The 25,800-nt window shown below is 71.2% G+C and carries 28 protein-coding genes; 10 read left to right on the forward strand and 18 right to left on the reverse strand.

The window, feature by feature from the left end; translation table 11 throughout:
- The 7 genes from ACWD5F_RS44575 to ACWD5F_RS44605 form a co-directional block, all read left to right on the forward strand.
- Positions 1–99: fasciclin domain-containing protein (locus ACWD5F_RS44575; protein ID WP_451259552.1), on the forward strand; the 99-nt coding region annotated here is incomplete at its 5' end.
- Between the two features lie 105 nt (positions 100–204).
- Positions 205–705, forward strand: coding sequence for an Asp23/Gls24 family envelope stress response protein (locus ACWD5F_RS44580; RefSeq protein WP_401726582.1), 501 nt, complete (start codon positions 205–207; stop codon positions 703–705).
- A 50-nt stretch (positions 706–755) separates the two neighbouring features.
- Positions 756–941, forward strand: coding sequence for a hypothetical protein (locus ACWD5F_RS44585; RefSeq protein WP_401726766.1), 186 nt, complete (start codon positions 756–758; stop codon positions 939–941).
- Positions 938–1,936 (forward strand): DUF6286 domain-containing Asp23/Gls24 family envelope stress response protein, encoded by a 999-nt coding sequence (locus ACWD5F_RS44590; protein ID WP_451261854.1) that lies wholly within the window; start codon positions 938–940, stop codon positions 1,934–1,936. Before ACWD5F_RS44585 ends, ACWD5F_RS44590 begins: the two co-directional genes overlap by 4 nt.
- Positions 1,936–2,517 (forward strand): hypothetical protein, encoded by a 582-nt coding sequence (locus ACWD5F_RS44595; RefSeq protein ID WP_451261855.1) that lies wholly within the window; start codon positions 1,936–1,938, stop codon positions 2,515–2,517. Before ACWD5F_RS44590 ends, ACWD5F_RS44595 begins: the two co-directional genes overlap by 1 nt.
- A 190-nt stretch (positions 2,518–2,707) precedes the next feature.
- The gene (locus ACWD5F_RS44600; protein ID WP_451261856.1) at positions 2,708–3,604 is read left to right on the forward strand and encodes a S1 family peptidase; all 897 of its coding nucleotides are present in this window, start codon (positions 2,708–2,710) and stop codon (positions 3,602–3,604) included.
- Between the two features lie 148 nt (positions 3,605–3,752).
- Entirely contained in the window at positions 3,753–4,769 is a 1,017-nt protein-coding gene (locus ACWD5F_RS44605; protein ID WP_401726590.1) for a DNA-directed RNA polymerase subunit alpha, read from the forward strand.
- Positions 4,770–4,893: 124 nt separating this feature from the next.
- On the opposite strand, the gene ACWD5F_RS44610 is transcribed toward ACWD5F_RS44605, so the two are convergent.
- From ACWD5F_RS44610 to ACWD5F_RS44635, 6 genes are all read right to left on the reverse strand, one after another.
- The gene (locus ACWD5F_RS44610) at positions 4,894–5,073 is read right to left on the reverse strand and encodes a hypothetical protein (protein ID WP_451261857.1); all 180 of its coding nucleotides are present in this window, start codon (positions 5,071–5,073) and stop codon (positions 4,894–4,896) included.
- Between the two features lie 9 nt (positions 5,074–5,082).
- Positions 5,083–5,529 carry an ATP-binding protein gene (locus ACWD5F_RS44615; protein ID WP_451261858.1) on the reverse strand — a complete coding sequence of 149 codons (447 nt, stop codon included), beginning with the start codon at positions 5,527–5,529 and terminating at the stop codon, positions 5,083–5,085.
- A 30-nt stretch (positions 5,530–5,559) separates the two neighbouring features.
- A complete protein-coding gene (locus ACWD5F_RS44620; protein WP_451261859.1) occupies positions 5,560–5,706 on the reverse strand; it encodes a hypothetical protein in 147 nt (48 codons plus the stop codon).
- Positions 5,707–6,056: 350 nt separating this feature from the next.
- Positions 6,057–7,064 carry a zinc-dependent alcohol dehydrogenase family protein gene (locus ACWD5F_RS44625; RefSeq protein WP_451261860.1) on the reverse strand — a complete coding sequence of 336 codons (1,008 nt, stop codon included), beginning with the start codon at positions 7,062–7,064 and terminating at the stop codon, positions 6,057–6,059.
- A gap of 114 nt (positions 7,065–7,178) precedes the next feature.
- A complete protein-coding gene (locus ACWD5F_RS44630; RefSeq protein WP_451261861.1) occupies positions 7,179–7,508 on the reverse strand; it encodes an ArsR/SmtB family transcription factor in 330 nt (109 codons plus the stop codon).
- 112 nt (positions 7,509–7,620) lie between these two features.
- Positions 7,621–8,232 carry a TetR/AcrR family transcriptional regulator gene (locus ACWD5F_RS44635; RefSeq protein WP_451261862.1) on the reverse strand — a complete coding sequence of 204 codons (612 nt, stop codon included), beginning with the start codon at positions 8,230–8,232 and terminating at the stop codon, positions 7,621–7,623.
- 127 nt (positions 8,233–8,359) lie between these two features.
- On the opposite strand from ACWD5F_RS44635, the gene ACWD5F_RS44640 reads away from it, so the two are divergent.
- The 3 genes from ACWD5F_RS44640 to ACWD5F_RS44650 all read left to right on the forward strand — a co-directional run bounded on the left by ACWD5F_RS44640 (position 8,360) and on the right by ACWD5F_RS44650 (position 12,070).
- On the forward strand, positions 8,360–9,067 hold the full coding sequence (locus tag ACWD5F_RS44640) for an alpha/beta fold hydrolase (protein ID WP_451261863.1): 708 nt from the start codon (positions 8,360–8,362) through the stop codon (positions 9,065–9,067).
- A 187-nt stretch (positions 9,068–9,254) separates the two neighbouring features.
- Positions 9,255–10,478: a phospholipase D-like domain-containing protein gene (locus ACWD5F_RS44645; RefSeq protein ID WP_451261864.1), complete on the forward strand. Its 1,224-nt coding sequence runs from the start codon at positions 9,255–9,257 to the stop codon at positions 10,476–10,478.
- Between the two features lie 287 nt (positions 10,479–10,765).
- Entirely contained in the window at positions 10,766–12,070 is a 1,305-nt protein-coding gene (locus tag ACWD5F_RS44650; RefSeq protein ID WP_451261866.1) for a cytochrome P450, read from the forward strand.
- Positions 12,071–12,088: 18 nt separating this feature from the next.
- On the opposite strand, the gene ACWD5F_RS44655 is transcribed toward ACWD5F_RS44650, so the two are convergent.
- The 12 genes from ACWD5F_RS44655 to ACWD5F_RS44710 form a co-directional block, all read right to left on the reverse strand.
- The gene (locus ACWD5F_RS44655) at positions 12,089–13,024 is read right to left on the reverse strand and encodes an L-tyrosine/L-tryptophan isonitrile synthase family protein (protein WP_451261868.1); all 936 of its coding nucleotides are present in this window, start codon (positions 13,022–13,024) and stop codon (positions 12,089–12,091) included.
- A gap of 157 nt (positions 13,025–13,181) precedes the next feature.
- Entirely contained in the window at positions 13,182–14,423 is a 1,242-nt protein-coding gene (locus ACWD5F_RS44660) for a cytochrome P450 family protein (protein ID WP_451261869.1), read from the reverse strand.
- 12 nt (positions 14,424–14,435) lie between these two features.
- Positions 14,436–16,256 (reverse strand): asparagine synthase (glutamine-hydrolyzing), encoded by a 1,821-nt coding sequence (gene asnB / locus ACWD5F_RS44665; RefSeq protein ID WP_451261870.1) that lies wholly within the window; start codon positions 16,254–16,256, stop codon positions 14,436–14,438.
- A 16-nt stretch (positions 16,257–16,272) separates the two neighbouring features.
- Positions 16,273–17,703 carry an MFS transporter gene (locus tag ACWD5F_RS44670; RefSeq protein ID WP_451261871.1) on the reverse strand — a complete coding sequence of 477 codons (1,431 nt, stop codon included), beginning with the start codon at positions 17,701–17,703 and terminating at the stop codon, positions 16,273–16,275.
- A 144-nt stretch (positions 17,704–17,847) separates the two neighbouring features.
- Positions 17,848–18,657 (reverse strand): ABC transporter ATP-binding protein, encoded by an 810-nt coding sequence (locus tag ACWD5F_RS44675; protein ID WP_451261872.1) that lies wholly within the window; start codon positions 18,655–18,657, stop codon positions 17,848–17,850.
- Complete coding sequence (locus tag ACWD5F_RS44680; RefSeq protein WP_451261873.1) at positions 18,654–19,736, reverse strand: FecCD family ABC transporter permease; 1,083 nt, start codon at positions 19,734–19,736, stop codon at positions 18,654–18,656. The genes ACWD5F_RS44675 and ACWD5F_RS44680 overlap by 4 nt, the downstream gene beginning before the upstream one ends.
- Positions 19,737–19,738: 2 nt before the next feature.
- Positions 19,739–20,806 carry an ABC transporter substrate-binding protein gene (locus ACWD5F_RS44685; protein WP_451261874.1) on the reverse strand — a complete coding sequence of 356 codons (1,068 nt, stop codon included), beginning with the start codon at positions 20,804–20,806 and terminating at the stop codon, positions 19,739–19,741.
- Between the two features lie 148 nt (positions 20,807–20,954).
- Positions 20,955–21,572: a sigma-70 family RNA polymerase sigma factor gene (locus tag ACWD5F_RS44690; RefSeq protein ID WP_451261875.1), complete on the reverse strand. Its 618-nt coding sequence runs from the start codon at positions 21,570–21,572 to the stop codon at positions 20,955–20,957.
- A 155-nt stretch (positions 21,573–21,727) separates the two neighbouring features.
- Positions 21,728–22,387, reverse strand: a complete 660-nt coding sequence (locus tag ACWD5F_RS44695; RefSeq protein WP_451261876.1) for a hypothetical protein — start codon at positions 22,385–22,387, stop codon at positions 21,728–21,730.
- 236 nt (positions 22,388–22,623) lie between these two features.
- Complete coding sequence (locus ACWD5F_RS44700) at positions 22,624–23,139, reverse strand: copper chaperone PCu(A)C (protein ID WP_451261877.1); 516 nt, start codon at positions 23,137–23,139, stop codon at positions 22,624–22,626.
- Positions 23,136–25,409 carry a heavy metal translocating P-type ATPase gene (locus ACWD5F_RS44705; protein WP_451261878.1) on the reverse strand — a complete coding sequence of 758 codons (2,274 nt, stop codon included), beginning with the start codon at positions 25,407–25,409 and terminating at the stop codon, positions 23,136–23,138. The genes ACWD5F_RS44700 and ACWD5F_RS44705 overlap by 4 nt, the downstream gene beginning before the upstream one ends.
- Positions 25,409–25,636, reverse strand: a complete 228-nt coding sequence (locus ACWD5F_RS44710; RefSeq protein ID WP_451261879.1) for a hypothetical protein — start codon at positions 25,634–25,636, stop codon at positions 25,409–25,411. Before ACWD5F_RS44710 ends, ACWD5F_RS44705 begins: the two co-directional genes overlap by 1 nt.
- Positions 25,637–25,800 lie beyond the last annotated feature (164 nt).

Raw genomic sequence — 25,800 nt, forward strand, 5'->3', positions numbered from 1 at the left:
TACACCGTCAACGACTCCGCCAAGGTCGTCTGCGGCAACGTCAAGACCGCCAACGCCAACGTCTACATCATCGACACCGTCCTCATGCCCACCAGTTGAGGAGGCGCCGGAATTGCTTCCGGGTTCCGCGTCACAGACATCGCCGGGCCGGGTCTGACGGAGTGAGAGCAACTGTTGAGCCAGGCAGAGCAGAAGGGACGTGCCATGACCACGCAGACCGCACCGGCCGCCAAGGACGTGTCCATCCCCCGGACGGGCAGGGAGCCGCAGACGACGGCCGTGTCCGGCGGTGTCACCGGGGCCGACCAGCCCGCCGCCGACCGCGGCCGGACGTCGATCGCCGACGTCGTCGTCGTGAAGGTGGCAGGCATCGCGGCCCGGGAGATCCCGGGCGTGTACGACATGGGCGGCGGACTGTCGCGCACCATCGGCGCCGTACGCGACCGGGTGCCCGGTGGCCGGCCGAACGTGGGACGTGGCGTCAAGGTCGAGGTCGGCGAACGCCAGACGGCCGTCGATCTCGACCTCGTAGTGGAGTACGGCGTGCCGATCGCGGACGTCGCCCGCGAGGTGCGGGAGAACGTCATCTCCGCGGTGGAGCGCGTCACCGGCCTCGATGTGGTGGAGGTCAACGTCACTGTCAACGACGTCCACCTGCCCGAGGACGACGGTGAGGCGCCGGGCTCGGACTCCCGGGTGGAGTGAGGGATGCATCTCGTCTCCGGCTCCGGCAGCCTCGCTACAGGGAGTACACAGTGAACAGATCGATCGTGGGGATGGCCGCGGGAATGGCGCTGGCCTTCGCCGGCTTCTTCGGCGGCTTCGGGGCGTTCCTGCTGGTGGCCGCCCTGGGGGCGCTGGGGTGGGTGGTGGGACGCTGGTTCGACGGCGGGGGCCGCGTCCAGGATCTGCGGGACGCCTACGAGCGGAGCCGTCGATGACCACGCCGGCAGGGCGCGGCACAACGACCGTGTCGGACAAGGCGGTTCGGCGGATCGCCGAACGCGCCGCCGTCGAGGCGCTGCCGGACCGGGGCGCCTCGGCACCCAAGGGGGCCGTCTCGGTGCACGGACGCCGGGCCGACGTGGCCCTCGACGTGACGGTGTCCTATCCGCGGGCCTTGCCCGAGTCCGTGCGCCGACTCCAGGACCATGTCGCCTCCCGCACAGGGCAGTTGACCGGCCTGGACGTCACACGGCCCCGGATCGGCGTCACCGCGCTGTCGCCGTCGAAGGCGATCGACGCGACCGCACGACGGGAAGAGCTCCCCGAGGCGCCGACCGCTGTCCGCACCCCGCTGCGGTGGTGGTCGCAGCGCCGACTGCCGATGGCTCTGCTCACGTTGGTGATCGCTGTGGCCTTCGGCGCCCTGGCGTGCGACCTGATCCTGGTGCACACCGCGCACCGCCCGGCCGCCGACTGGCGCACCGGAGCCGTGCACTGGCTGTCGCACCACGGTCCGGGCGACACGTCCGTAGCCGTCGCCGCCGGTGGGATCGCCGTGCTCGGCGCGCTGATGGTCGTCCTAGCGCTCTCTCCGGGGCGGCGCGGCCTGCTCCCCATCGCCTCGGCGCCACGCGTGCGCGCGGCGGTCGACCGCTCCGCGATCGCGGCCCTTGTCCGGGACGCGGTGGGTGCGACGGCGGGGATCGGCCGGGTGAGGGTTCGGGTGCGCCGTCGCCGGGTCGTCGTCCGGACCGAGCTGGCCTTCGGGGACCGGACGGCCGCGCGGAACGAGGTGACGGCCGCCGCCCAAAGGATCCTCGACGGCTGTGAGTTGGGTCGTACACCGCGATTGAGCGTCTCGGTCCGGCCCGAGGACACCTGGGATCCGGAGCCGGAGGACCGGACCGGGACGGAAGGGCGTCCGCTGTCCACCGGGACCGCGGGCAGCGCCCCGGACCTGCCGAGAGTCCCGGAAGGAGCGAACCTCTGATGCGGCGCGCACGGACGGTTCTCAACCGCACTGTCCTCACCCTCGTGGGCCTTCTTCTGCTCCTCGGCGGCGTGGACCTGGCGGTCACCTCCACCGCGTGGGCGTCACGCCTGCCGACGTGGTGGCCCCGACTCGCCCCGCACGGCGTGTTCCTGGACCCCGGGGACCTCGCAGCGCTGCGTACGCACGGTTGGTGGACGCCCACGGTCATGGCGGCCTCGATCGCGGCAACCGTCCTGTTCGCCCTGTGGTGTGCCAGGCAACTGCGCGACGGCTCACGTCCGCACGTGCCCCTGTCCACGCCGGACAGCGCGCTGCGGACCCGGGCCCTCGAGGATGCCGTGACCTGGCAGGCGGTGGCGATCGACGGAGTGGGCGCCTGCCGCACTCGCGTACTCACCCGGAACAGGCACCTCGACGTGCGCATGCGCGTGTGGCTCCGGCCGGACGTCACGCCGACCGCCGTCATGCCCGCGCTCACCGCGCTCGCGGCCCGGACGGAGGCCACCATGCCCCCGTACACCCTCCGCACCCATGTTCGCTTCACCGCACGTGCGCACGGCAGCCCGAGGGTCCGCTGACCGCCGGTTCGAGTGGAGCCGTCCCGCGTCCGAATCCCGGCCCTCTCCGCCGGTCTCTTCGGCCGAAGTCGGCCTATCCCCGCTGAGCGTGGCTGGGCACACTGACCGCACCACAGCACGCAGGCGCAGCACGCCCGTTGATCCATCGGGCGTGCTCCTGCGCGTCCACCGACCTCGGGGAGACCGGCTGATGAGAGCACCCCGTACCACCATCGGGCGTTCACGACTGATCGCCTCGGTGCTGAGCCTGCTCGTCGTGACCGCCCTCGCGGTCTCCGACGCCGGCGCGTCCGCGGCGCCGAAGGGCGGCGCCACTCCGTCCACCGCCGCGGTGACCGGCGCGGCCTCTGCCGTCGAGTCCCTGGGGATCGCCGGGACGTCCTGGGCCGTCGACGCGGGCACCGGGAAGCTGCGGGTGCTTGCCGACGCCACGGTCTCGGACGCTGACCTGGTCAGACTGCGCGGGGCCGCCCGGCAGTTCACGGATGCCGTGTCCCTCGACCGGCTCGACGGCTCACTGCGCACCCTCCTGTCGGGCGGCGACGGCATCTACTCGACCTCCTATCGCTGCTCGGCCGGGGTCAACGTACAGAGCGGCGCCACGTACTACTTCGTCACCGCCGGCCACTGCACCGAGAGCGTGTCCACCTGGTACGCCACGTCCGGTCTGACCACCACGGTCGGGGCGACCGTCGTCACCAGCTTCCCCAGCGACGACTTCGGTGTCGTGCGGTACACCAACCCGGCCGTCCCCCACCCCGGCACCATCGGATCCGTCGACATCACCGGGACGGCGACCGCGTACCCCGGGCAGAGCGTCTGCCGTCGGGGAGCGGCCACCGGTGTCCGGTGCGGCGTGGTCGCCGCGCTGAACGCGAGCGTCAACTACGGGAACGGAGATGTCGTCCACGGCCTGATCCGGACGAACATCTGCGCCGAGCCGGGCGACAGCGGCGGACCGCTCTACGCCGGCGACAAGGTCATCGGAATCCTCTCCGGAGGATCCGGGGACTGCACCACGGGAGGGACCACGTATTACCAGCCGATCCAGGAGGTCCTGAACACATACGGGCTGTCCGTCTACTGAGGTGTTCGTGGAGTGCCGGAAGGGGTCGAGGGTACCGTCCTGACGCCGCGCCTCGGCGGTCGGACGCCGACGCACCCCTTTCGCACGTACCCTTCGTGGTGTCTACGGCGTCACATAGCGGGCGCCAAACCACTGGAGGCAACACCACGTGCTGATCGCTCAGCGTCCGTCCCTGACAGAAGAGGTCGTCGACGAGTTCCGCTCCCGGTTCGTGATCGAGCCGCTGGAGCCGGGCTTCGGCTACACCCTCGGAAACTCCCTGCGTCGTACGCTCCTCTCCTCGATCCCCGGTGCGGCTGTCACCAGCATCCGGATCGACGGTGTCCTGCACGAGTTCACCACCGTGCCGGGCGTCAAGGAGGACGTCACCGACCTGATCCTCAACATCAAGCAGCTGGTCGTCTCCTCGGAGCACGACGAGCCCGTCGTGATGTACCTGCGCAAGCAGGGTCCGGGTCTGGTCACCGCCGCCGACATCGCGCCCCCGGCCGGTGTCGAGGTGCACAACCCCGACCTCGTCCTGGCCACGCTCAACGGCAAGGGCAAGCTGGAGATGGAACTCACGGTCGAGCGCGGCCGCGGTTACGTCTCCGCCGTACAGAACAAGCAGGTGGGCCAGGAGATCGGCCGGATCCCGGTCGACTCCATCTACAGCCCCGTGCTGAAGGTCACATACAAGGTCGAGGCCACGCGTGTCGAGCAGCGGACCGACTTCGACAAGCTGATCGTCGACGTCGAGACGAAGCAGGCCATGCGGCCGCGTGACGCCATGGCGTCGGCCGGCAAGACCCTCGTGGAGCTGTTCGGTCTCGCCCGCGAGCTGAACATCGACGCCGAGGGCATCGACATGGGCCCGTCCCCGGTGGACGCCGCCCTTGCCGCCGACCTGGTCATGCCGATCGAGGAGCTCGACCTCACCGTCCGTTCCTACAACTGCCTCAAGCGCGAGGGCGTCCACTCCGTGGGTGAGCTCGTGGCTCGTTCCGAGGCCGACCTCCTGGACATCCGCAACTTCGGTGCGAAGTCCATCGACGAGGTCAAGGCGAAGCTCGCCGGACTGGGTCTGGGCCTGAAGGACAGCCCGCCCGGATTCGACCCGACCGCCGCCGCGCTCGGTGCGGACAGCGACGCGGACGCGGGCTTCGTGGAGACCGAGCAGTACTGAAAGCCGCGCCGGTCGTCGGTGGCCGAGGGCCACGCCGATCGTCGCTGACCGGGAACCCGCGTGGCGGCCGTCCAGAACCGGACGGCCGCCACGGGTTCTCGGCGCCCTTCACGACGCCCAGACCTCAGGCGTCCTCACTTCTGAGCCGCCGCGTCAGGAGCCAGGCTCGGACGTCGAGTGCCTTCTCGATCTCCGGGTCCTGCGTGGCGTGGTCGTTCTCCACCTCCGCGATCTGACGGGAGTCGATCGGCCCGGAGGAAGCGGACTGCTGAGAGGCGGCGTCCGCGCGGATCGCGAGCGGCAACAGGATCTGTCAGTGCCGTGACGGCCCCGCCGCGTCCCCGTCGGGCGTCGTGGCGTCGGGCACGCGGAAACACGCGCTGACCGACTTCCCGTGCGGACAGGAGTGCGCCTCCCACGTGTCGGCCACGGCGTCCACGAGGAGCATGCCGCGGCCGCCGAGGCTCTCCGTGTCGGCCTCCCGAGGAACGGGCAGGTCCCCGGACTTGTCGTGCACGGAGACGTGCAGGCACTGGTCGTCACAGATCATCACGAGCTGGGCGCTGCTGTGGGCGTGCCTGTGGGCATTGGTCACCAGCTCGGACACGGCGAGTAGTACCGCGTCCACCGTCTGGGGCGCGGCGGTGCCCCACCCTCGCGCCTCCAGATGCGCGCGCGCCCAGTCACGGGCTGTCTTCACTTCGCTGTTCAAGGGCAGTGTGCGTGCCCAGCCCACTGCCCGGAGCGACGAGCCTTCCACGGCGTTCCTCCCTCGTTGCGACGAGTGCGGTCAGCGGCGGGCGAAGAACTTTTGCAACAGGCGCCGGACTTGGGCCCGGCGACGCGGGTCGGCGGCGGCTCGACGCGCCTGTTCGGACAGCCGTCGCCCCTGAGGGCTCGCGGCGAACTTCTTGATGCGTTCCGTCGCGCCTGCCATGACACTCCTTCTTCGAGACACCGTGCCGGGACGTGCCTCGGGTACCCCCGAAAACGCAGAACACCGACTCAGCCCTGTGACTGGACCCTGCCTCCGGAAGGCGTCGGTCGGCTCCTACAGGGCGTCAGGTCCTCGGCACCCGGGCCGGGACGAATGGCGTGCCCCCAGGAGGTCGCCGGCGGGCCGCCGCCGCACTGCGGGAGACGGACGACCCTGGTGCCGATGTCGACGTACATCGTGGAGCAGCATCGTGGACGCCGACGACCGCGCTGCCGTGACGCCGGGTTCCGTGATGTCCTACGGCCTTTCGAACAGGTCGGTTCGGGCGCGCTCCTGACGGACGGTCCGGGTCACGCCGTCGTGTCGTCGTGGGTGACCGTGACGACGATCTTGCCGACATGGCCGCCCGCCGCCATGTACCGGTGGGCCTCGGCGATGTCCGTGAGGTCGAAGGTGCGGTCCACTACCGGGGTGAAGGAGCCCGAGGCGAGACCGGCGTTGACGAACGCGACCGCGCGACGCAGCCGCTCGGGGTCCTTGGTGATCTCGAAGAGGGTGTACGTGCTGCTGGTCAGCGCCGGGTACGAGTGCGCGTTGGGCAGCGGGGTGGTGCGCCGGTCGAGGGTGCCGTAGACGACCAGGAAACCGCCGGGGGCGATGCCCTGGGCGATGGTCTCGACGCCGGGCCCTGCGATCGGGTCGAAGGCCAGGCGGACGCCCTCGCCGTCGGTGATCTCCTTGATCCGGGCGGGCAGGTCCTCGTCGTCGGTGACGACGACATGGGCCGCGCCGGCGTCCAGGAGACGCTGCTTCTTGTCCGCGCCGCGCGTGGTGGCGATCGGGACCGCGCCGATGTGGCGGGCGATCTGGAGGGCGGCCAGGCCGACACTGCTGGAGGCCGCCGTGATCAGGACGTGGTCACCGGGACGGACGCGACCGCTCTCGGCGAGCGGACCGTAGGCGGTCACGTAGGCCATCCACACGGCCGCCGCCCGGTCGGGGGCGAGGTTCGCGGCGCGCGGCACCAGGGCCGAGGCCGGAACGACGACGTGGTCGCCGTAGGTGCCGTACTCGCTCTGAAGGAACGACGGGACGACCGCGACCGGGTCGCCCTCGGCGAAACCGTCCACGCCCTCACCGACCGCCTCGACCACGCCCGCGGCCTCGTAGCCGAGTGTGGCGGGGAAGACCGGCTGCTCGAAGTAGGTGCCTTCGCGGAACATGATCTCGGCCCGGTTCAGACCGATCGCGTCGACACGGATCCGCACCTCCCCAGCGCCGGGGGCGGCCGCTTCGACGTCGCGGAGGGTCAGGACCTCGGGGCCGCCGAGCCGGTCGAACTGTACGAGTTTCGCCATGGCGCATCCGTCCTGGGAGCGGGAGTGGGGGAAGCGCACCGAACCTGCCCGGTGCCGAGGTTCACCCTGCCCCAAGGTTCGATGACAGTCAAACCTTGACGGCCATCGAAGTAATCACTCGGCGGAGGCGGCCATCACCGCCGACAGCAGGCCGGGGAACCGCTCCTCCATCTCGTCCGTACGCAGCGTGTTCATCTTCGACGTCCCGATGTAGTACTGCCGGACCACGCCGGCCTCACGCAGCACGTTGAAGTGGTGCGTCAGCGTCGAGGCCGACACCGGAGCGTCGAAGGTGCCGCAGCTCATGTCCTCAGCGGCCCGAACCAACTGGGCCACCACCATGCGCCGCACCGGATCCACCAGCGCCTCCAGGAACTGCTGGAGCGAGACCTCCGACAGGTCGGGGTGCTCCACTGTCCGGACGGCGGTACGGGGGCGGGCCACGGTGACTCCTTGCGATGACGTCGATGCGCTCTAGCCATCGTACGACCGTCATCGAAAGAGACTCATCGGAAGGCACATGACCCCGATCGGCTACGGCAAGCCGGCCGCCGGTTCAGCCCGGGCGGCGGAAAGCTCCGTACCACTGGTTGGCCGCCAGCTCGTGAGCCACTGTCGTGTCGCGGTCGGGATCGCCGGTCAGAGCCTGCTGCGCGATCACCCGGAAGCCACCGTGCACGATGACCTGGCTGGCGGTGGCCGGATCGACACCGGCGGCTGTCAGTCCCTTCGCCTGGGCCTGTCTGATCCATTGCTGACACAGCTGCTGGAAGGGATCCAGCTCCTCGGCCCAGAGCCGGCCCGCCGTCGAGTCGCGGTCCGCCAGTTCCAGCATGGCGCGCAGTACATGGCGCCGCTGCCGGTAGTAGCCGATGACCTCGCGGAGGGTGTCGCCCAGCCGGTCGAGCGCGTCCGAGTCGTCCGGCGACCAGCCGCTCATCAGCTGGTACGAGCCCTTCTTGAGGCCGCCCGCCAGGCGGATCAACAGGGCGCCCTTCTCCTTGAAGTACAGGTAGAGCGTGGACCTGGCGACGCCGGCCTCGTCGGCGATGCGCTGCATCGACAGGGCGGAGAACGAGGTGCCCTCGGCCAGGAGCCGTTCGGCCGCGGCCAACGCACCCGCCTCGATGGCGCTCGCCCGATCATCGGCGCCCCGGTTGTCGATCATCGACCCAGTCTAGGCGGGGCAGTTGTGATCTCCGTGACGGCCTGTCCTGGGGCGTCGTGCTCGGTGCTAGCGTTGCGAACCTCGTCGGACGCCGAGTCCGAAATACTCAAATGCGGAGGAAAGACCCATGACTACGTATGTGACGATCCCGGGGGCCTGGCACGGTGGTTGGTCATGGGCGCCCGTCGCACAGCGTCTGCGCGCCGCCGGCCATCAGGCGGCCACCGTGACCCTGCCGGGCCTGGGCGACGGCGACGATCCGCGTGATCGCCGCCTGAGCGCCGCGGTCGATCACATCGTCCGATTCGTCGTCGACCGCGATCTGCGGGACGTGGTCCTGGTCGCGCACAGCTGGGGCGGCTACCCGGTCAACGGCGCGGCTGGTCGGCTCGGGGACAGGCTCTCCGGCATCGTGTACTACGGCGCCCAGATCCCGGTGGTCGGACGGTCCCTCATCGACGACAATCCGGCCGAGGCCCAGGCCATGCTGAGCGGCCTGATCGACTCCTCGCCGACCCGGGCCATCGCGCCCTCCATCGAGTTCGTCCAGCACATCTTCATGCAGGGTGCCGCGCCCGAGGTGCAGCGGCTGGTCGCCGACCTCCTGACGCCCATGCCCGGCGACTACTTCCTCGACCCCGCCGAAGGGCCTGCCGTGACGACACTCGGCGTCCCGCTGCTCTACCTGCTCGGCGACGAGGACCACGCGCTGCCGCACCCGGGCGAAGTCTTCGCCCGGCGTGCCGGGTTGACGCCCGTCGCCGTACCCGGCACCCACGAAGGCCTGCTCACCCATCCCGACGAGATCGCCAAGGCCGTCCTCGCCGTCGGCTGAGTGGGCGAGCCGAAGGAACTGCCCGTCCTTGGCCGCGACCACGGGCACGGGACGGGCGGGAACGGACAGGGAACACAGCCCGCGCATCTTGGACCGCGGTCCGGGACGTACAGTCTGTTGGCTGCGCCCCGCGCCGGACCGGGCAGCGCGGCTTCATGTCCCCTGTGCGCGCCGGCCTGGTGACACCATGACCACTACGCCGGACCGACCTGAGCTGAAGTCCCCCGCCACCGACCCATCAGCAGCGGAGGAGAGCCAGGAACGCGCCACGCGGATACGCCGTCGGCTCGAGCGCCTGATCGGCATCGCCGCGACCGAGGGCAACGCACTCACCGTCTTGCGCAACGGTGATGAGATCTTCCCGGCGATGCTGGCCCGCATCCGCTCCGCCGAGCACACCGTGGACATGATGACCTTCGTTTACTGGAAGGGGGACATCGCCCGCGAGTTCGCGCAGGCGCTGGCCGACCGGGCCCGGGCCGGGGTGCGGGTGCGGTTGCTGCTCGACGGGTTCGGCAGCCGGCTGATCGAGAAGGAGCTGCTGGCGGAGATGGAGCGGGCCGGAGTCCAAGTGGCCTGGTTCCGCAGGCCCTTGGCCCTCTCCCCGCTCAAGCAGAACCACCGTTGTCACCGCAAGGTCCTCGTGGTGGACGAGCAGGCGGCTTTCACCGGTGGGGTGGGCATCGCGCAGGAGTGGTGCGGCGACGCCCGTAACGAGCACGAGTGGCGCGACACCCACGTCGAGGTCCGCGGGCCGGCCGTGGACGGCGTCGCCGCCGCGTTCGCGCAGAACTGGGCCGAGTGCCACGACGAACTCTTCGACGACCGCGACCGGTTCATCTCCCACCGCCCGCAGGGGGACGCGGTGGTGCAGGTGGTGCGCGGGTCGGCCAGCTTCGGCTGGCAGGACATGCAGACCCTGCTCCGCGTCATGCTGGAATCGGCCGAGGACCGCTTCCGGCTGGCCACCGCCTACTTCTCCCCCGACATCTACTTCATCGACCTGCTGTGCGCGACCGCCCGGCGGGGCGTCGAGGTGGAGATCCTGCTGCCCGGCCCGCACACCGACAAGCGGGTCTGCCAGTTGGCCGGCCAGCACCACTACGAGGCTCTCATCGCCGCCGGCGTGAAGATCCTCCAGTACCAGCCGACGATGCTGCACGCCAAGATCATCACCGTCGACGGCGTCGCGGCTCTGATCGGCTCGTCCAACTTCAACCGCCGCTCCCTCGACCACGACGAGGAGATCATGCTGGCCGTCCTGGACCAGGAGTTCACGGCGACCCTCGACGGCCACTTCGACGAGGACGCAGAGTCCGCCACGCTGATCAAGGAAGGACGCTGGAAGCGTCGCTCCGTACTCCAGCGGGCCCGAGAGATCTCCGTCCTGCCCATCCGCCGCTTTCTGTAACAGCACACCAGCACTCGACGCTGACAGAGCGTCACATTCCTTTGTGCGACGGCGACTTGACCCTGTCGCCGTCGCATTGCCACACGGACACCCGCCCTATTGCCCGGTGCGAGAGCCCATGGCACCATCGGACGACTATTCGCCTGGATGGCAGTGAGGTGTTCATGAAACGGACACGACGCCTGATGGTTCGTCTGGTGGGCAGGAAGCGGGTCAGCGGTCGCTACCCGTACTGGCCCTACCAGCTCCGATAGCCCAGCGGCCCCGCTCTTCAGTTGGGAGGCCGGATGGCACGGGCACTCCGCCAAAGCGCCAACCGGCCGCCGGGCCCGCGCGGGCACTGGCTCACAGGCAACACGCGTGCGTACGAAGCCGATCGGACCGGATTCCTGCGCCGCTGCCACCGCGAGTACGGTGACGTCTTCTCCTTCGACGAGCAGACCGTGTTCGTGCTCGACCCGAACCTCACCCACGAGGCGCTCGCCCGCACCGGCCACGGATTCGTGACCGAGCTCGCTCCGTTCGACATGCGGCGGGATCTCGACGAGGCCGCCGCGCAGGCCGCCTCCTGGATGTCCGCACGCCGTGCCGTGTGGCCGGGGCTCAATCGCTCGGCGGTGGCCGGGACCGACCGGCGGACCGTGGAGATCCTCGACGAGTCGTTGGCCGACAGCGCCGACCGTGAGGTCGACGTACTCAGCACGATGCGGGCCTTCACCGCCCAGGCGATCACCGAGTACTGCTTCGGCGCGGACTCCGCCGCCGTCACCGGCCTGCTCCACGAGACGACCCTCGCCACCCAGCCCTTCACGGAGTCGTCGTACGAGTTCCCCGCGTGGCTGCCGCTCCCCCGCCACCGCCGCTTCTTCCGCGCTGCCGGACGCCTGAGCGACACGATGACCGGGATCGTGCGACAGCGGCGCGCGTCCGGCGCCCGCGCACCCCACGACGACCTGCTCGGCTTTCTGATCGACGCCGATCCGGCCATGCCCGACGACACCGTGGCGTCCACGCTCCACAGCATCCTCATGGGCGGTCACGGCGTACCCGCCGCCGCGCTCACCTCCCTCGTGTGGGAACTGGCCCGGCGACCCCGGCTCGCCGAGAGCCTTCGCGAGGAGGCGAACGGGCCGGCGAGCGACGGTGCTCCCCTGTCGGCGGCAGGGCTCCCCCTCGCCGAGGCCGTGGTCCGGGAGACGCTCCGGCTGTATCCGCCCGCGTGGTTGATGACCCGAACCGCCGGCACGGCAAACACCTTGGGCGAGTGGTCGCTCAACCCTGGTGACGACGTACTGCTCAACGCCTACCTGATCCAGCGGGATCCCCGGTGGTGGCAGCGACCGGACGAGTTCGACCCCAGCCGGTGGCTGAACGGACGGTCGGCACCGGGTCCGGCCTATCTTCCGTTCGGTGCCGGCCCACGGGTCTGCCTGGGTTCGGCACTGGCCATGCGCCAACTCACGCTCGTCACCTCCCGGTTGGCGCAGCACTTCACCATCGAGTCGCTGAACGCCTCGTCGGTGGAGCTGGAGTTCGTCGGCCGACTCGCGCCGGCGGGCCTCCGGGCCCGCTTCCCCCAGACCCGGCGGTAAGAGACACGGTTCCGCTCGTCATCCGATCTGGACGAAGTGGCTCGGGCGGCCGTCGCGTCGGACCAGTCGACCCCGCGTCGCGGCTTCGGCCTTCGGTACGAGGGTCCAGGTGCCGTCGGTACGGCGCAGGGCCGCCGAGTGCCACGGTGTGGTCCAGGCATCGGGTGCGTCGAGGAGACGAATCCCGAACTTGGGGGCACCGACGGGCTGGGGGTGGATGGACAGGCGTACGCCGGAAGGGTGGTGGGACGCGATGAGGTCGCCCCAGGCCCGGCTGCGCTGGATGACTCCGTAGGCGCGCTGTCGGCAGACGCGTTGCAGCGCTGAGCGGGTGCCCCGATGGTCGGCGGTGTCCTCCACCAGGAAACGGGTGATCCCCCGGTACAGCGCCAGCGCGTTGTCGTCGGCGCGGATCTCTCTGCGCAGGGTGTCCATCGGCGGTGCGTAACGCCCGTGGACGTGGGCGCGTTTCGCGTCGTGCGGGAGGTCGCCCAGGACGTCACGCAGATCGAAGACCGACAGCCTATCCAGACCCAACTGACTGATGAGTAGGCGCAGTTCGTCGGCGTAGGCGTCGATGTGCTCGTCGGGGACGCCTATCAGATCGCCGAAGATGTGGCCGTCGGAGCAGATCACCATGCGGGCGCCGGGTGGGTAGACGCGCTCGATCTCCGTGCACAGGGTGTTCAGGAAGGTGAGGGAGAGGCGCTCGCCCATGTCGGGGAGGTGCCCGAGGACCTTGGCGGGATTGGGGGACTTGCAGGGGAAGCCGGGGAGAGTGAGGACGACGGGGGCGCCCGCTCGTACGAAGTCGGTGATCCGGCCCAGTTGATGGGGGAACGCCTCGGCCGAGGCGTGGGCCGGGTCGGTCGTGCGGTGGTGCGGCAGGAGCAGGTTCAGGATCGCGGCGCCGGTGCTCGTGGGGAGGGTCTCCGGCGTGGTCGTCAACGGCATGTCGTTCCTCCGGGAGGGCGTGCGGGCATGACGGCATGGCGCCGTGGCCGGTCATGGCCGGGCGCCGTAGGGCAGTTGGGGGCAGGTCAGGCGGAGCCGGGGCGGGAGTTTCCGTCCGCCCCGGTCATCCGGGGGCCTGGGTCAGAGGCGGCGTGGATCAGAGACGGCGGTCGTAGCCGACGGGAAGGTGGTTCGTGCCGCGGCCCAGGACGGCCGGGATCCACTCGATGTCCTGGTCAGCGATGGCCAGATGCAGGCCGGGGAGACGGGCGAGCAGGGTGCCGAGCGCGATCTGGAGTTCGGCGCGGGCGAGGGCGGCGCCGGGGCAGAAATGGATGCCGTGGCCGAAGGCCAGGTGGGGGTTCGGGGAGCGGTCGAGGTCGAGGGTGTCGGGGTCCGGGAAGCGGCGCGGGTCGCGGTTGGCCGCGCACAGGGAGACGATCACCGAGTCGCCGGCCGGGACCTCGGTGCCGTGCAGGTCGCTGTCCCGGTCGAAGAAGCGCCAGGTCGTCAGCTCGAAGGCGCTGTCATAGCGCAGGAGTTCCTCGACCGCGCGGGGCAGGAGCGTCGGGTCGTCGCGCAGGCGGGTCAACTGGTCCGGGGTGCGGAACAGGGCGATCAGAGCGGTCGTGATCTGGTTGGTGACCGGTTCCTGGCCGGCCACCAGAAGCTGGAAGATCATCGAGTCCAGCTCCTCCTGGGACAGTTCGCGGCGGTCACGGGCCACGACCAGGCGGCTGAGCAGATCGTCTTCCCACTGCTCGCGCTTGTGGGCGACGACCTCGGCGATGTAGCTCTGCAGGCCGTGCAGGCGGGCCTCGTACTGCGGTCGCCCCGGGTCGGTGGGGCCGACCGGCTGGACGACCTTGCCCCAGTCGCGGTCGAAACGGACCGCCAACTCCTGCGGGAGGCCGATGACTTCGGCGAGGACCTGGAAGGGGAAGCGGGCGGCGAAGCCGGACACGAGATCGGCGGGGCCGGTCGACGGCAGGGCGTCGACCAGCGCGTCCGCCAACTCCTGGAAACGGGGGCGGAGTTCCTCGATCCGGCGGGGCGTGAACGCGTCGGTCACGAAACGCCGCATGCGGGTGTGCTCGGGCGGGTCCTGGTGGAGGAGGTGGACCTGGAGCTGGGAGTGCTGCGGCTCCGGCATGATCGAGGCGCGGGCTCGCCACCTGTCGTTGCCCCGGTCGTGGTTCTTGCCGAGACGGTCGTCGTTCAGGGCGGAGTGAGCGGCTTCGTAGCCGGTGACGAGCCAGGCCCGTACGCCGCTGGGGAAGAGGACCCGGTGCACCGGGCCGGCCTCGCGCAACTCCTCGTAGAGCGGATACGGATCGGCTTTGTAGGGGCAGCCCATCAGCGGTACGGGTTCTGCGGCCACAGGTTCCTGGACGGTCATGAACGAGGCTCCTCAGAGGGCGAGTTCGGGCTGGTGGTGGTCGAGCCAGAGGGCGAGGTCGACGACGCGCTCCAGCCGCAGGCGGTGGCCCCACTCCAGTCGGTCGGGCGGGGTGTCGAGGGAGGGCTTGATGCGGGTCTCGTCGGCGAGGGCGCGGACCTGTTCCGTGGCGAGGGCGTCGCGGGCCATGTTCTGGAGGCCGCGGTTGTAGTCGGGGTGGTGGGTGGCGGGGTAGTGGTTCTTGGGGCGCCACAGGACCGACTCGGGCGCCAGACCGGTGCCGGTCGCGCGCAGCAGGCTCTTCTCCCGGCCGTCGTGACTCTTCAGCGCCCATGGGGTGTTGAAGGCGTACTCCACGAGCCGGTGGTCGCAGTACGGGACGCGTACCTCCAGGCCCTGCGCCATGCTCAACCGGTCCTTGCGGTGCAGGAGTTGACGCAGCCAGCGGGTCAGGGACAGGTGCTGCATCTCGCGCTGCCGGTGCTCGGTCGGGGTCTCGTCGTCGAGGTGCGGTACGGCGGCCAGCGCGCTGCGGTAGGTGTCGGCGCGGAACTCCCCCATGCGCAGGTCGATTTCGGGGTTGAGCGGCATCGCGGCCTCGTCACCCGTCACCAGCAGCCAGGGGAAGGTGTCCGCGGCCAGCGCCTTCGGGCTGCGGAACCAGGGGTAGCCGCCGAAGACCTCGTCCGCCGCCTCGCCGGACAGGGCGACGGTCGAGTGCCGTCGTATCTCGCCGAAGAGGAGATACAGCGAGGTGTCCATGTCGCCGACGCCGATCGGTGAGTCGCGGGCGACGACGACGGCTTTGCGGTGCTCGGGGTCGAGCAGGGCGAGCGGGTCGAGGACGACCGTGCTGTGGTCGGTGCCGATGAAGGCACCGGCTTCGGTGGCGTACGGGGTGTCGTGGCCGGTGCGCAGCACGTCCCCGGTGAACCGCGCCGCCTGGTCGCTGTAGTCGACGGCGTACGAGCGGATGCGGGCGTCCTGGCCCTCGCGCAGCCGGAGTTCGTCGGCGAGCAGGGCGGTCAGTACCGTGGAGTCGAGGCCGCCGGAGAGCAGGCTGCACAGGGGGACGTCGGCTTCCAGTTGGCTGCGGGCGGCCGTTCCGACCAGCTCGCCGATCCGCTCGACGGTCGTGTCACGGTCGTCGTCGTGGGGGCCGGCCTCCAGCTGCCAGTAGCGGCGCTCGCGGACGCCGTCCCGGTCCAGGACGAGCAGCCCGCCGGGCTCGACCTCGCGTACGCCGGACCACACGGTCGGCCCGGTGTTGAAGAGCAGGCTGTACGCCTCCCGAAGGCCGTCGGCGTCCACGCGGGGCCGTATCTCCGGGTGCGCGAACAGCGCCTTGGGCTCGGACGCGAAGGCGAGACCGCCGTCGACCGCCGCCCAGTACAAGGGCTTTACGCCGAGCCGGTCGCGGACCAGCAGCAGACGCTGCTCGCGTTCGTCCCAGACGGCGAAGGCGAACATGCCGTCCAGGTGCTCGGCCACTGCCTCGCCCCACTCGGCGTAAGCGCGCAGGACCACCTCGGTGTCGCTGCGGGTGCGGAACTCGTGCCCCAACCCCCGCAGCCGAGCCCTGAGTTCGTGGTGGTTGTAGACCTCGCCGCTGTAGCTGAGCACCACGTCGGACCGGTCGTCGGTCATCGGCTGCACTCCGCCCACGAGGTCGATCACGGACAGGCGGCGGTGGCCGATCGCGGCACGCTCGCCGAGCCACACGCCTCCGGCGTCGGGGCCGCGCGAGGTGAGGGTGGCGGTCATGGCCTCGATGACCGGGGCCCGGGTGCGGGCGTCGCGATGGAAGGACACCCAGCCGGTGATTCCGCACATGAGGATGGCTCCTGGATCAGTGGTGGGCGGCAGGCGCCGCATCGGTCGACTGCTGAGGCTTGTCGGGCTTCCCGGGCACGGATGTGGACCTCGTACCGGACAGGAAGAGCAGGGGAACGGCGAGACAGGCGGCGACGGCGGCCAGCGCGAGGCCCGCCCGTGCGCCGTCGGCCAGCGCCCAGGCGGTGGTGGCCAGGGCCGGGCCGAGGGTGAAGCCCAGGCTGCGGGCGAGCTGCACGGCCGAGCCGACGGTCGCCGTCCGGTCGGGTGGGGCGGCGCCCATGACCAGGGCCTGGGTCGGACCGCCGTTCAGGCCCATGCCGATGCCTGCCAGCGCCAGCCGCCAGGCCACGTCCCGCGCCGACCAGCCCTCGGCCAGCGGGACGAGCAGGAGCAGGCCGGCGGCGGTGAGCGCGGCGCCGGCGACCGCGACCGGCCGGGCACCCCACCGGTCGGCGAGGCGTCCGCCGACCGGGCCCGCGAGACCCATGCCGAGCGGGAAGGCGAGCACGGTCAGGCCGGTCGTCGTGGCGCTCAGCCCGTCGTCGCGCTGGAGGTGCAGGGCGACGACGTAGTGCATGGCGGCGAAGCCGGCCGCGAGGGTCAGCACCGCCCCGTGGGCCGGGAACAGTCCCGTCGTCCGCAGTACGCCCGTCACCGGACGCCCGCCGGGCCCGCGCAGCCACCGCCACAGCGGCGGTACGGCGGCCGGGGCGAGGAGCAGCCACGCCGGGTCGTCCGCCGCCAGGGTCAGCGCCAGGAGCAGGGCGGCCACGCCTGCTGCCACGAGCAGCGCGTCGGCCGCCGACCGGCGATCGGGCGCGCGCAGCCCGCCGTCCCTCGGCATCGCCCGCCAGGCGACCACGAGGGCGAGCACGCAGAACGGGATCTTGACCAGGAAGACGGACCGCCAGCCCAGATGGTCGAGCAGCAGTCCGCCCACCGCCGGTCCGGTCACCGCGCCCAGCGGCCCCACCGTCGCGGGCACGCTCATCGCCCGCGCCCGCAGCTCCGGCCGTACGGAACGGATCGCGAGCACCGGCATCAGCACGAACAGCACCGCGCCGAACGCGCCCTGCGCGAGGCGGGCCGCGATCAGCCAGGTCGCCCAAGGGGCGACGGCGGCAAGGGCACTGCACAGGCCGAAGCCCGCGGTCGCCGTCAGCACCGCCGCGCGCGGGCCCACCCCGTCCAGCCACCGGCCGACCGGCAACAGCAGGGCCACCACGGGGAGTTGATAGCCCAGCACCGCCCACTGCGCGGTCGCGGCGGAGACGTGCAGCCCGTCGGCGATGTCGGCCAGGGCCACGTTGACGATGTTCATGTCGAGCATCGCGATGAACGACAGCACGCCCGCCACCGCCACCAGCAGCCAGCGGTCCTCGCCTGCCGAGCCGACGGAGATCTCACCGGGCTGCCGTTCCGAACCGGGACTTCGGCGCGTCACCTTTTCGCCCCTTCCCTTCACGGGTGGGCTGCCGGACAGCAGCCTCGTCCCACAAGTCGGCGGAAAACCGGGGTGAGTTCCCGGGCGGCGGCCGGCAAAAAGGTGAGCGAAATCCGAGTCCGCGAAGGGAACTCCGGGGCCCTCTCAGCCGACTTCTGAACCGACGGTCCCTGCCTCGACAACCGCCGGCGTCTGATGGTCGAAGGCGATCAGCGGGTCCCCGGTGAGCGGATGGTCGATCACTGCCGCCCGCACCCCGAAGACCTCCGCCAGCAGGCCCGGTGTGAGCACCTCGCGCGGCGGTCCCGAGGCCACCACGGCTCCCTGGTGCAGCACGTGCAGCCGGTCGCAGACCGACGCGGCGGCGTTGAGGTCGTGCAGCGACACCAGGGTCGTACGGCGTCGGACGCGCAGCAGCGCGAGCAGCTCGACCTGGTGGCGGATGTCGAGGTGGTTGGTCGGCTCGTCCAGGACCAGGACGTCCGGGCGCTGCGCGAACGCCCTTGCCAGCAGGACGCGTTGGCGTTCTCCGCCGGAGAGGGCGGTGAAGCGACGACCGGCGTGGCCGTCCATGCCGACGTCGGCGAGGGCGCGGGCGACGACGTCCCGGTCGGTGGCGTCCTCGCCCGCGAAGGCGCGCTTGTACGGGGTGCGTCCCATGGCGACGACCTCGCGCACGGTCAACTCGAAGTCGCTCCCGCGCTCCTGTGGCAGCGCGGCCACGTGCCGGGCCGACCGCACCGGGCTCATCTCCCGCAGGTCGGTGCCGGCCAGCAGCACCCGCCCGGCGGTGGGTCGTAGATGCCGGTAGACGGTGCGCAGGAGTGTGGACTTGCCGCTGCCGTTCGGGCCGACCAGGCCGGTGATCTCGCCCTCGGCCGCCACGAGGTGGGCGCCCGTCACGACCTTACGTCCGGCGTACGCGACGTGCAGGTTCTCGATGTCGATCCTCAACTGTCGTTCCCCAGACGCCGATCGAGCAGGTACAGCAGAGCCGGAGCCCCGAGCAGCGAGGTCACCACGCCGACCGGCAGCTCCTGTGTGTCCATCGCCGTGCGGCAGACGATGTCGACCACCACCAGCAGTACGGCGCCGAAGAGCGCGGAGAGGGGCAGCAGTCGGCGGTGGTCGCCGCCGACGACCAGGCGGCACACGTGCGGCACCATCAGGGCGACGAACGCGATCGCGCCGGAGACCGCCACCAGGACGCCGGTCAACACGCTGGTGACGGTGAACAGTTCGCGCCGCAGCCGGGTGACGTCGACGCCGAGCCCGGCCGCGGTCTCGTCCCCCATGAGGAGGGCGTTCAGTCCGCGGGCGCGGGCCTGGAGACACAGCCAGGCGGCCGGTACGGCGACGGCGGGCACGGCGAGCAGGGGCCAACTCGCCCCGCTCAGACTGCCCATGAGCCAGAACAGCACACTGTGGGTCTGTTGCTCGTCCCCTGCCTGAAGGACGAGGTAGCTGGTGAAGCCGGACAGGAACTGGCCGATTGCGACCCCCGCCAACACCAGCCTCAGCGGGGCGAATCCGCCTCCTCGACGGGCGATCGCCCACACCAGCGCGAAGGTGACCAGGGCGCCGACGAAGGCCGCGCCGGACAGCCCGAGCCCGAGCGCACCCCCTGCCCCGAGGCCCAGCACGATCGCGGCGACCGCGCCCAGCGAGGCACCGTTGGAGATGCCCAGCAGGTACGGATCGGCGAGCGGGTTGCGCACCAGCGCCTGCACGGCCGTACCGACGAGTCCGAGCCCGGCGCCGACCAGGGCCGCCAACAGGGCGCGCGGGAGCCGGAGTTGCCACACGATCAGGTCGTTCGTGCCCGGGCGCGGCGCCTCGCCGGACAGTCGCCGCCACACCACGCTCCACACCTCGGAGGGCGGGATGGACGTCGAGCCCCGGGCGACCGCGGCCGTCAGCGCCGCGAGGAGCGCCACGGCAAGGAGGACGGCCAGCGGGCCGGCGGGGACACCGCGTGCCTCCGCGGACCCGTGCCCGGCGGCGCTCTCGCGCCGTACCAGCGAGGAGGCCACCGTCAGCCGACCTTGCCCGGGTAGAGGGTCTTGGCGATCTCCTCGACGGTGTCGGCGTTCTCGACGCCCGCGATGGTGGTCCGCTCGGAGCCGATGCGCAGGAAGTGGCCTTCCTTGACGGCCGTCAGGCCCTTGGTCGCCGAGTTGTCCTTCAGCCACTTCTCCGCTTCGTCGAACGCCTTCTCGTTCGCCGCGTCACTCCCCCGGTTGCGGACCGCGAGCTGGATCCAGTCCGGGTTCTTGGCGATCACGTCCTCCCAGCCGACCTGCTTGTAGTCGGCGTCGCAGTCGGCGAAGGTGTTGCGGGCGCCGGCGAGGGTGATCACCGCGTTGGCGACCTGGCGGTTGCAGACGACGGTGGGCTGCTTGGTGCCGGAGTCGTAGTCGAAGAAGAAGTACGTCGGGCGCTCGCTCTCGGCCGTACTCTCCACCGCCTTCTGGACCGCGGCCACCTTCGTCCTCATCCCGGTGACGAGTTCCTTGGCCTTCGCGCCGGTGCCGGTGACCGCGCCGAGGGAGGTGATGTCGGCCTCGACCGCGGACAGGTCGGTCACCGCGCTCTTGCTCTGCGCCGCGCAGGCCGTCGACTTGAGGTAGATGTGGCTGATCCCGGCCGCCTTGAACTCCTCGGCGGTCGGCGCGTCTCCCATGCCGTTGCCCATGCCGCCCATCGACGCGAATGTGTCGATGTACAGGTCGGCGCCGGAGCCGAGCAGCTTCTCCTTCGGGATCACGCTCTGGCTGAGCACCTTCACCTTTTGCGCCTGCGCGTCGAGTGTGCCGGTCAACGTGCCTTTGCCGGGCGGGAATCCGGTGCCGATCACCTTGTCGCCGGCGCCGAGGCGGAGCAGCAGTTCCAGACTGGAGGCGTTGCTGGTGACGATCTTCTCGGGGGCGGCGGAGAAGGTGGTCCTGGCGCCCGCGCAGTCGGTGACGGCCACCGGGTAGCCACCCGGGGCGGCCTTCCCGGCGCTCACGTCGGCCGTCTCCTTGTCTCCGTCGCCGCAGCCCGCCGCCAGCAGACCGCCGAGCACGACGGCCGCCGTTCCGCCCCACACACGAGAACGCATCGAAAGTCTCCAGGTTCCACTCGGTACGCGGATGACCTTCCGTCACCCGGTCCAGTAGTCGGGATGAAGTCGCCGTGAGTTCCCGCCCATGCCGACAGGGGGTGTCGGTGCCGAGTTCGCATCTCGCCGCCGACACCCCCTGTCGCGCTCAGACCGCCGCCGCTACGGGCTCGTCGGCCTCGGCGAGCAGATCCGTCAGGGTCGCCCGGGCCCGCGCCACGCGGGAACGGACCGTGCCGATCGGGCAGTCGCTCGCCTCGGCCGCCTCCGCGTACGGCAGACCCAGCATCTGGGTGAGGACGAAGGCCTCGCGGCGCTCGTCCGGCAGCGCGGCCAGCAGGTCGAGGAGCGCGACGCCGTCGTCGAAACCGGGCAGGTCCAGCGGCTGGGCCAGCTCGATCGCCAACTGCCAGTCCGGTACGTCGGACAGTCGGGGTCGGGCGGCGGCGTACCGGTAGCTGTCGATGACGGCCCGGCGGGCGATCGACAGCAGCCAGGAGCGCGCCGACGAACGGCCCTCGAAGCGGTGCAGGCTGCCGAGCGCGCGCAGGAACGTGTCCTGTGCCAGGTCGTCGACGGCCTGCGGATCGCCGCAGAGATGAGCGACGTACCGCTGGACGTCGCGTTGCAGGGCCCTGACGAAGTGCTCGACCGCGTCCGCGTCACCGTGGCGGGCGGCGAGCGCCCACGCGGTTATCGACTCGTCGAGAGCTGCCGATTTCTTCTCGCCTGTGCCGCGCGCGGCGGGCAGGGCAGGAGTGATCACCTGGAGTCCTTCTCAGTCATCCGTGATCCGGACCGAGGTGTGCGGGATCCCGCACGGTCCGGTGAGTGGGAAAAGACGGCCCTACGGCGCCTGCGCGGGCGTACGGCCGTGGCCCGGGGCACGCCTCGCGGGCGGCCTCGGGATACCGGCTGTCGTCAGACGACAGCGGTCCGGGCCGGCGGCCCCCGGGAGGTGATCGCGTGGACCAGAAGGAGAAGCCGTGGCGCCCGGTCCGAGCGGAAGCGGCGCACCCGGATGCGCGGGCGGTCCGTGGGCGCGGGCAGGGCGAGCAACAGCCGCAGCGGAGCGGCCAGTCGGCCGGCGACGGCCCGCAGGATACGGAACGCGGCCCGCTCGCCGTGGGCCAGCCAGAGCCCGCACAGCAGCGCGGCGAGCAGGTGGGCGACGAGCATGCCGGCCGACGACATGCCGCCGGCCGACGCCTCCCCCATGTGCATGGCGTCCATGTGCGCGGGGTCCAGGTGGCTCGTGCCCAGGTGCCCCATGTCCATGGAGTCCATCGAGCCCATGTCCATGGTCGTGGCCGCCGGTTCGCCGGCTGCCGACTGGGCGAGCGAGAACGCCGAGTGCAGCGCCGTCTGGGCGGCGACCACGACCGTCACGATCAGCGGGAGCCCGCGCTCACGGCCCGCCAGGCACCAGCCCGCGACGCCGGTCACGGCGAGCCCGGCGGCCAGTGCCCACGCGGGTACGTAGGCGCCGGACATCATCACGTGGCCCAGGGCAGCGAGCACCACGCAGACGGCCGCGAACACCGCGGCCCGTATCGCGCGAGAACACCACCCTGGCCTCATGGCGCCTCATCCTTGCATCAGGGCGTCGACCGTCACGTGTTGGTACGCAAAGCCACAGCCCGCCACACTCAATCCACAGCATGTGACCCAGACCACGACAACACGCGGGAACTCAAAGGGAATTGCGTCCGACCCTTACGAGGGAGGGACTTCAACTCCTGGGCGAGACGGCCTCCGCCCACACCATGGGCATTGGGCCCACGGCATGGGCGTTGTTCGCGATCGCTAAGAGACTGTCACTGCTCGGAGGGCCGGACCACCACCGCGAGCGTCCTGACCGCTCCGCTGCGCTCGAAGTGCAGCGTGAACGGCACGAGGTCACCGGCCTGCCAGCCCGCACCGGCCCGCAGGGTCACGTCCAAGTCCTTCGGCGACATGGCGAGTTCGCGGCCCGCCCGGACGACGACCGACGCCACGTCGGCCCGGTAGGCGGTCGCGCCGTCGGCCATGCGATGGCGGCTGAGGGTGATCTCCCCGCCCGTGGCGGAGGACGTCACGCCGACGAGGCGGTCGTCCGCGCCACCGAGGTTGGAGACGTCGAAGAACGCGGCGGTGTCCGTGTTGGCGCCGTACGGCAGGTAGACCCGGCTGTTCGAGACGGCGATCCGGGCCGGGCTGCCCGCCTGCCCGGCACCGACCCAGGCCGTCAGCCCGCCCAGGGCGATGCCGCACACGGCCAGGGGCGCCACCGCGGCGAACAGGGTGTCGGTGAGTCGGCGGCGCGTCGGGCGCCAGGGGTGCTCTCCGTTCATCGGGTACGCCTCCCGGCGGCCGTCGTCGGCTGCCAGCCGCGCAGCCGCAGGCTGTTGGCGACGACCAGCACCGAGCTGACCGACATGGCCGCGGCGGCGAGCATGGGGTTGAGCAGCCCGACCATGGCGAGCGGCACGGTCACGACGTTGTAGCCGAAGGCCCACACGAGGTTGGCGCGGATGGTGCGCAGGGTGCGTCGGGCCAGTCGTACGGCGTCCGCGAGGGCTTCGATGTCGCCGCGTACGAGCGTCACGTCGGCGGCGCCGATGGCCACGTCGGTACCGGTGCCCATGGCGATGCCGAGGTCGGCGAGGGCGAGTGCCGCGGCGTCGTTCACGCCGTCGCCGATGACGGCGACCTGGTGGCCCTGCTCCTGCAACTCCCTTACGAGGTCCGCCTTGTCCTCGGGCGAGCAGCGGGCGTGCACCTCGTCGATCCCCAGCGCCGACGCCACGGCCCCGGCGGGCGCCTCCCGGTCGCCGGTCGCCAGCACCGGCCGGACTCCCAGCCGCCGCAACCGGTCCACGGCACGGTAGCTGCCGGGGCGTACGACGTCACCGATCTCGATCAGCGCCTCGGTCACACCGTCCACGCGTACCAGGACCGGGGTGTGCGCGGTGGCCTCCGCCGCGGCCAGGGCGGCCGTGAGGGCGTCGGGCAACTCGCCGTCCAGGGCGAGGACTTCGACCAGCCGCCCCTCGACGCGGCCGCGCACCCCCTTCCCCGGCAGGGCACCGAACTCGCTCACGTCCGGCAACGCCCTTTCGGGCAGGGCGCGTTGGGCGTACGCGGTGATCGCCCGGCCCAGCGGATGCTCCGAGCCGCGTTCGACCGCGTCGGCCAGCCGCAGCACCGCGTCCTTCCCGAGCCCGTCGGGTACGGCCGTGACCCGGGCGACGGTCATGTGCCCGGAGGTGAGGGTGCCGGTCTTGTCGAGGACGACGGTGTCGAGATGCCGGAGCCCCTCCAGGGCTTGCGGACCGCCGACGAGGACGCCCAGTTGGGCGCCGCGACCGGTCGCGGCCATCAACGCGGTCGGGGTGGCCAGGCCCAGCGCACACGGACAGGCCACGACGAGCACGGCCACGCACGCGGTGAGGGCGGCCTGCGGGTCAGCCCCGGCGCCGAGCCAGAAACCGAGCGTCGTGATGGCGAGGGCCATGACGACGGGTACGAAGACACCCGCGACCGAATCGGCCAGCCGCTGCACCTTCGCCTTCCCGGCCTGCGCCTCGGTCACCAACCGTGTGATCCGGGCGAGTTGGGTGTCCGCACCGACAGCGGTGGCCCGGATGAGAAGCAGCCCACCGGAGTTGACGGCACCGCCGACGACGGACGATCCAGGACCGACCTCGACCGGCTCGCTCTCGCCGGTGACAAGGGCCAGATCCACGGCCGAACTGCCCTCCGTCACCTGCCCGTCGGTGGCGATCCGCTCGCCGGGCCGCACGACGAAGACCTGCCCGAGTCCCAACTCCTCGATGGGGACGAGCCGTTCGGCACCGTCCTCAAGCACCGAGACTTCCTTGGCCGCGAGGTGCGCGAGCGACCGCAGCGCCGCCCCAGTGCCGCGCCGGGCCCGTGCCTCAAGGAAACGGCCGGCGAGCACGAACAGCGGTACGCCGACGGCCGCTTCGAGATAGATGTGGGCCACGCCGTCCGAGGCGGCGGGCACCAGCGTGAACGGCATCCGCATCCCGGGATCGCCCGCGCCCCCGAGAAAGAGCGCGTACGCGGACCAGCAGAAGGACGCCACCACGCCGAGGGACACCAGCGTGTCCATGGTGGCCGCCGAGTGGCGCAGCCCGCGCGCGGCACGCACGTGGAAGGGCCACGCGCCCCACACGGCGACCGGCGCGGTCAGCGCGAAGCACAGCCACTGCCAGTTGCGGAACTGGAGGTCGGGCACCATCGACAGGACGAGGACGGGCACCGCGAGCAGCGCCGTGACGAGGAGACGGTCACGCTCCTGCCGCGCCTGCTCGAACTCCGCGTCCCCGTCGGCGCGTTGCTCCGTGCGTTGCTCCTTCTTCGGCGGCGCGGGAAGGGCCGCCTCGTAGCCGGCCTTCTCGACCGCCGCGACGAGTTCCGCGGGGCTGATCTCCGGCGGGTGGCTCACCCGGGCCCGTCCGGTCGCCAGATTGACGGTCGCCGTGACCCCGTCCAGCTTCCCGAGCTTCTTCTCGACGCGTTTCACGCAGGCGGCGCAGGTCATGCCGCCGACGGTGAGATCGGTCGTCACGAGGACCGCCGTCGGTTCGGTGCCCATCAGTTGCCTCCGCCGTGCATGTCCATGTCGTCCATGCCTCCGGTGCCGCTGCTTCCGTCACCGGTCCCGTCGGTCCCGCCAGTGCCGCTCGTGCCGCCGGTGCCGCCCGTATCGCCGGTGCCGTGCATGCCGGGTGCGACGGGGCCGACGCCGGACCCGACGGCGTACGAGAGGGCGAATATCAGCGTCAGCAGCAGAAGGAAGCCGCAGAGCGCGGGAGGGGGCACCGGTTTCCGGGGCACCGCACTCGCGCGGGATGAGGGTTGTCGGGGCTCGTCCATCACCGGTCTCCAGTTCACGTCGTGCGGCGGAGGTCGGAATGCGTGGAGCGAGCCGCACCACTTCAGGAGTCGGACGGGAGGGGTGCCGAGTTCCGGAGCACGGGGTCGAG

This window comes from Streptomyces sp. NPDC002499, assembly GCF_053595415.1.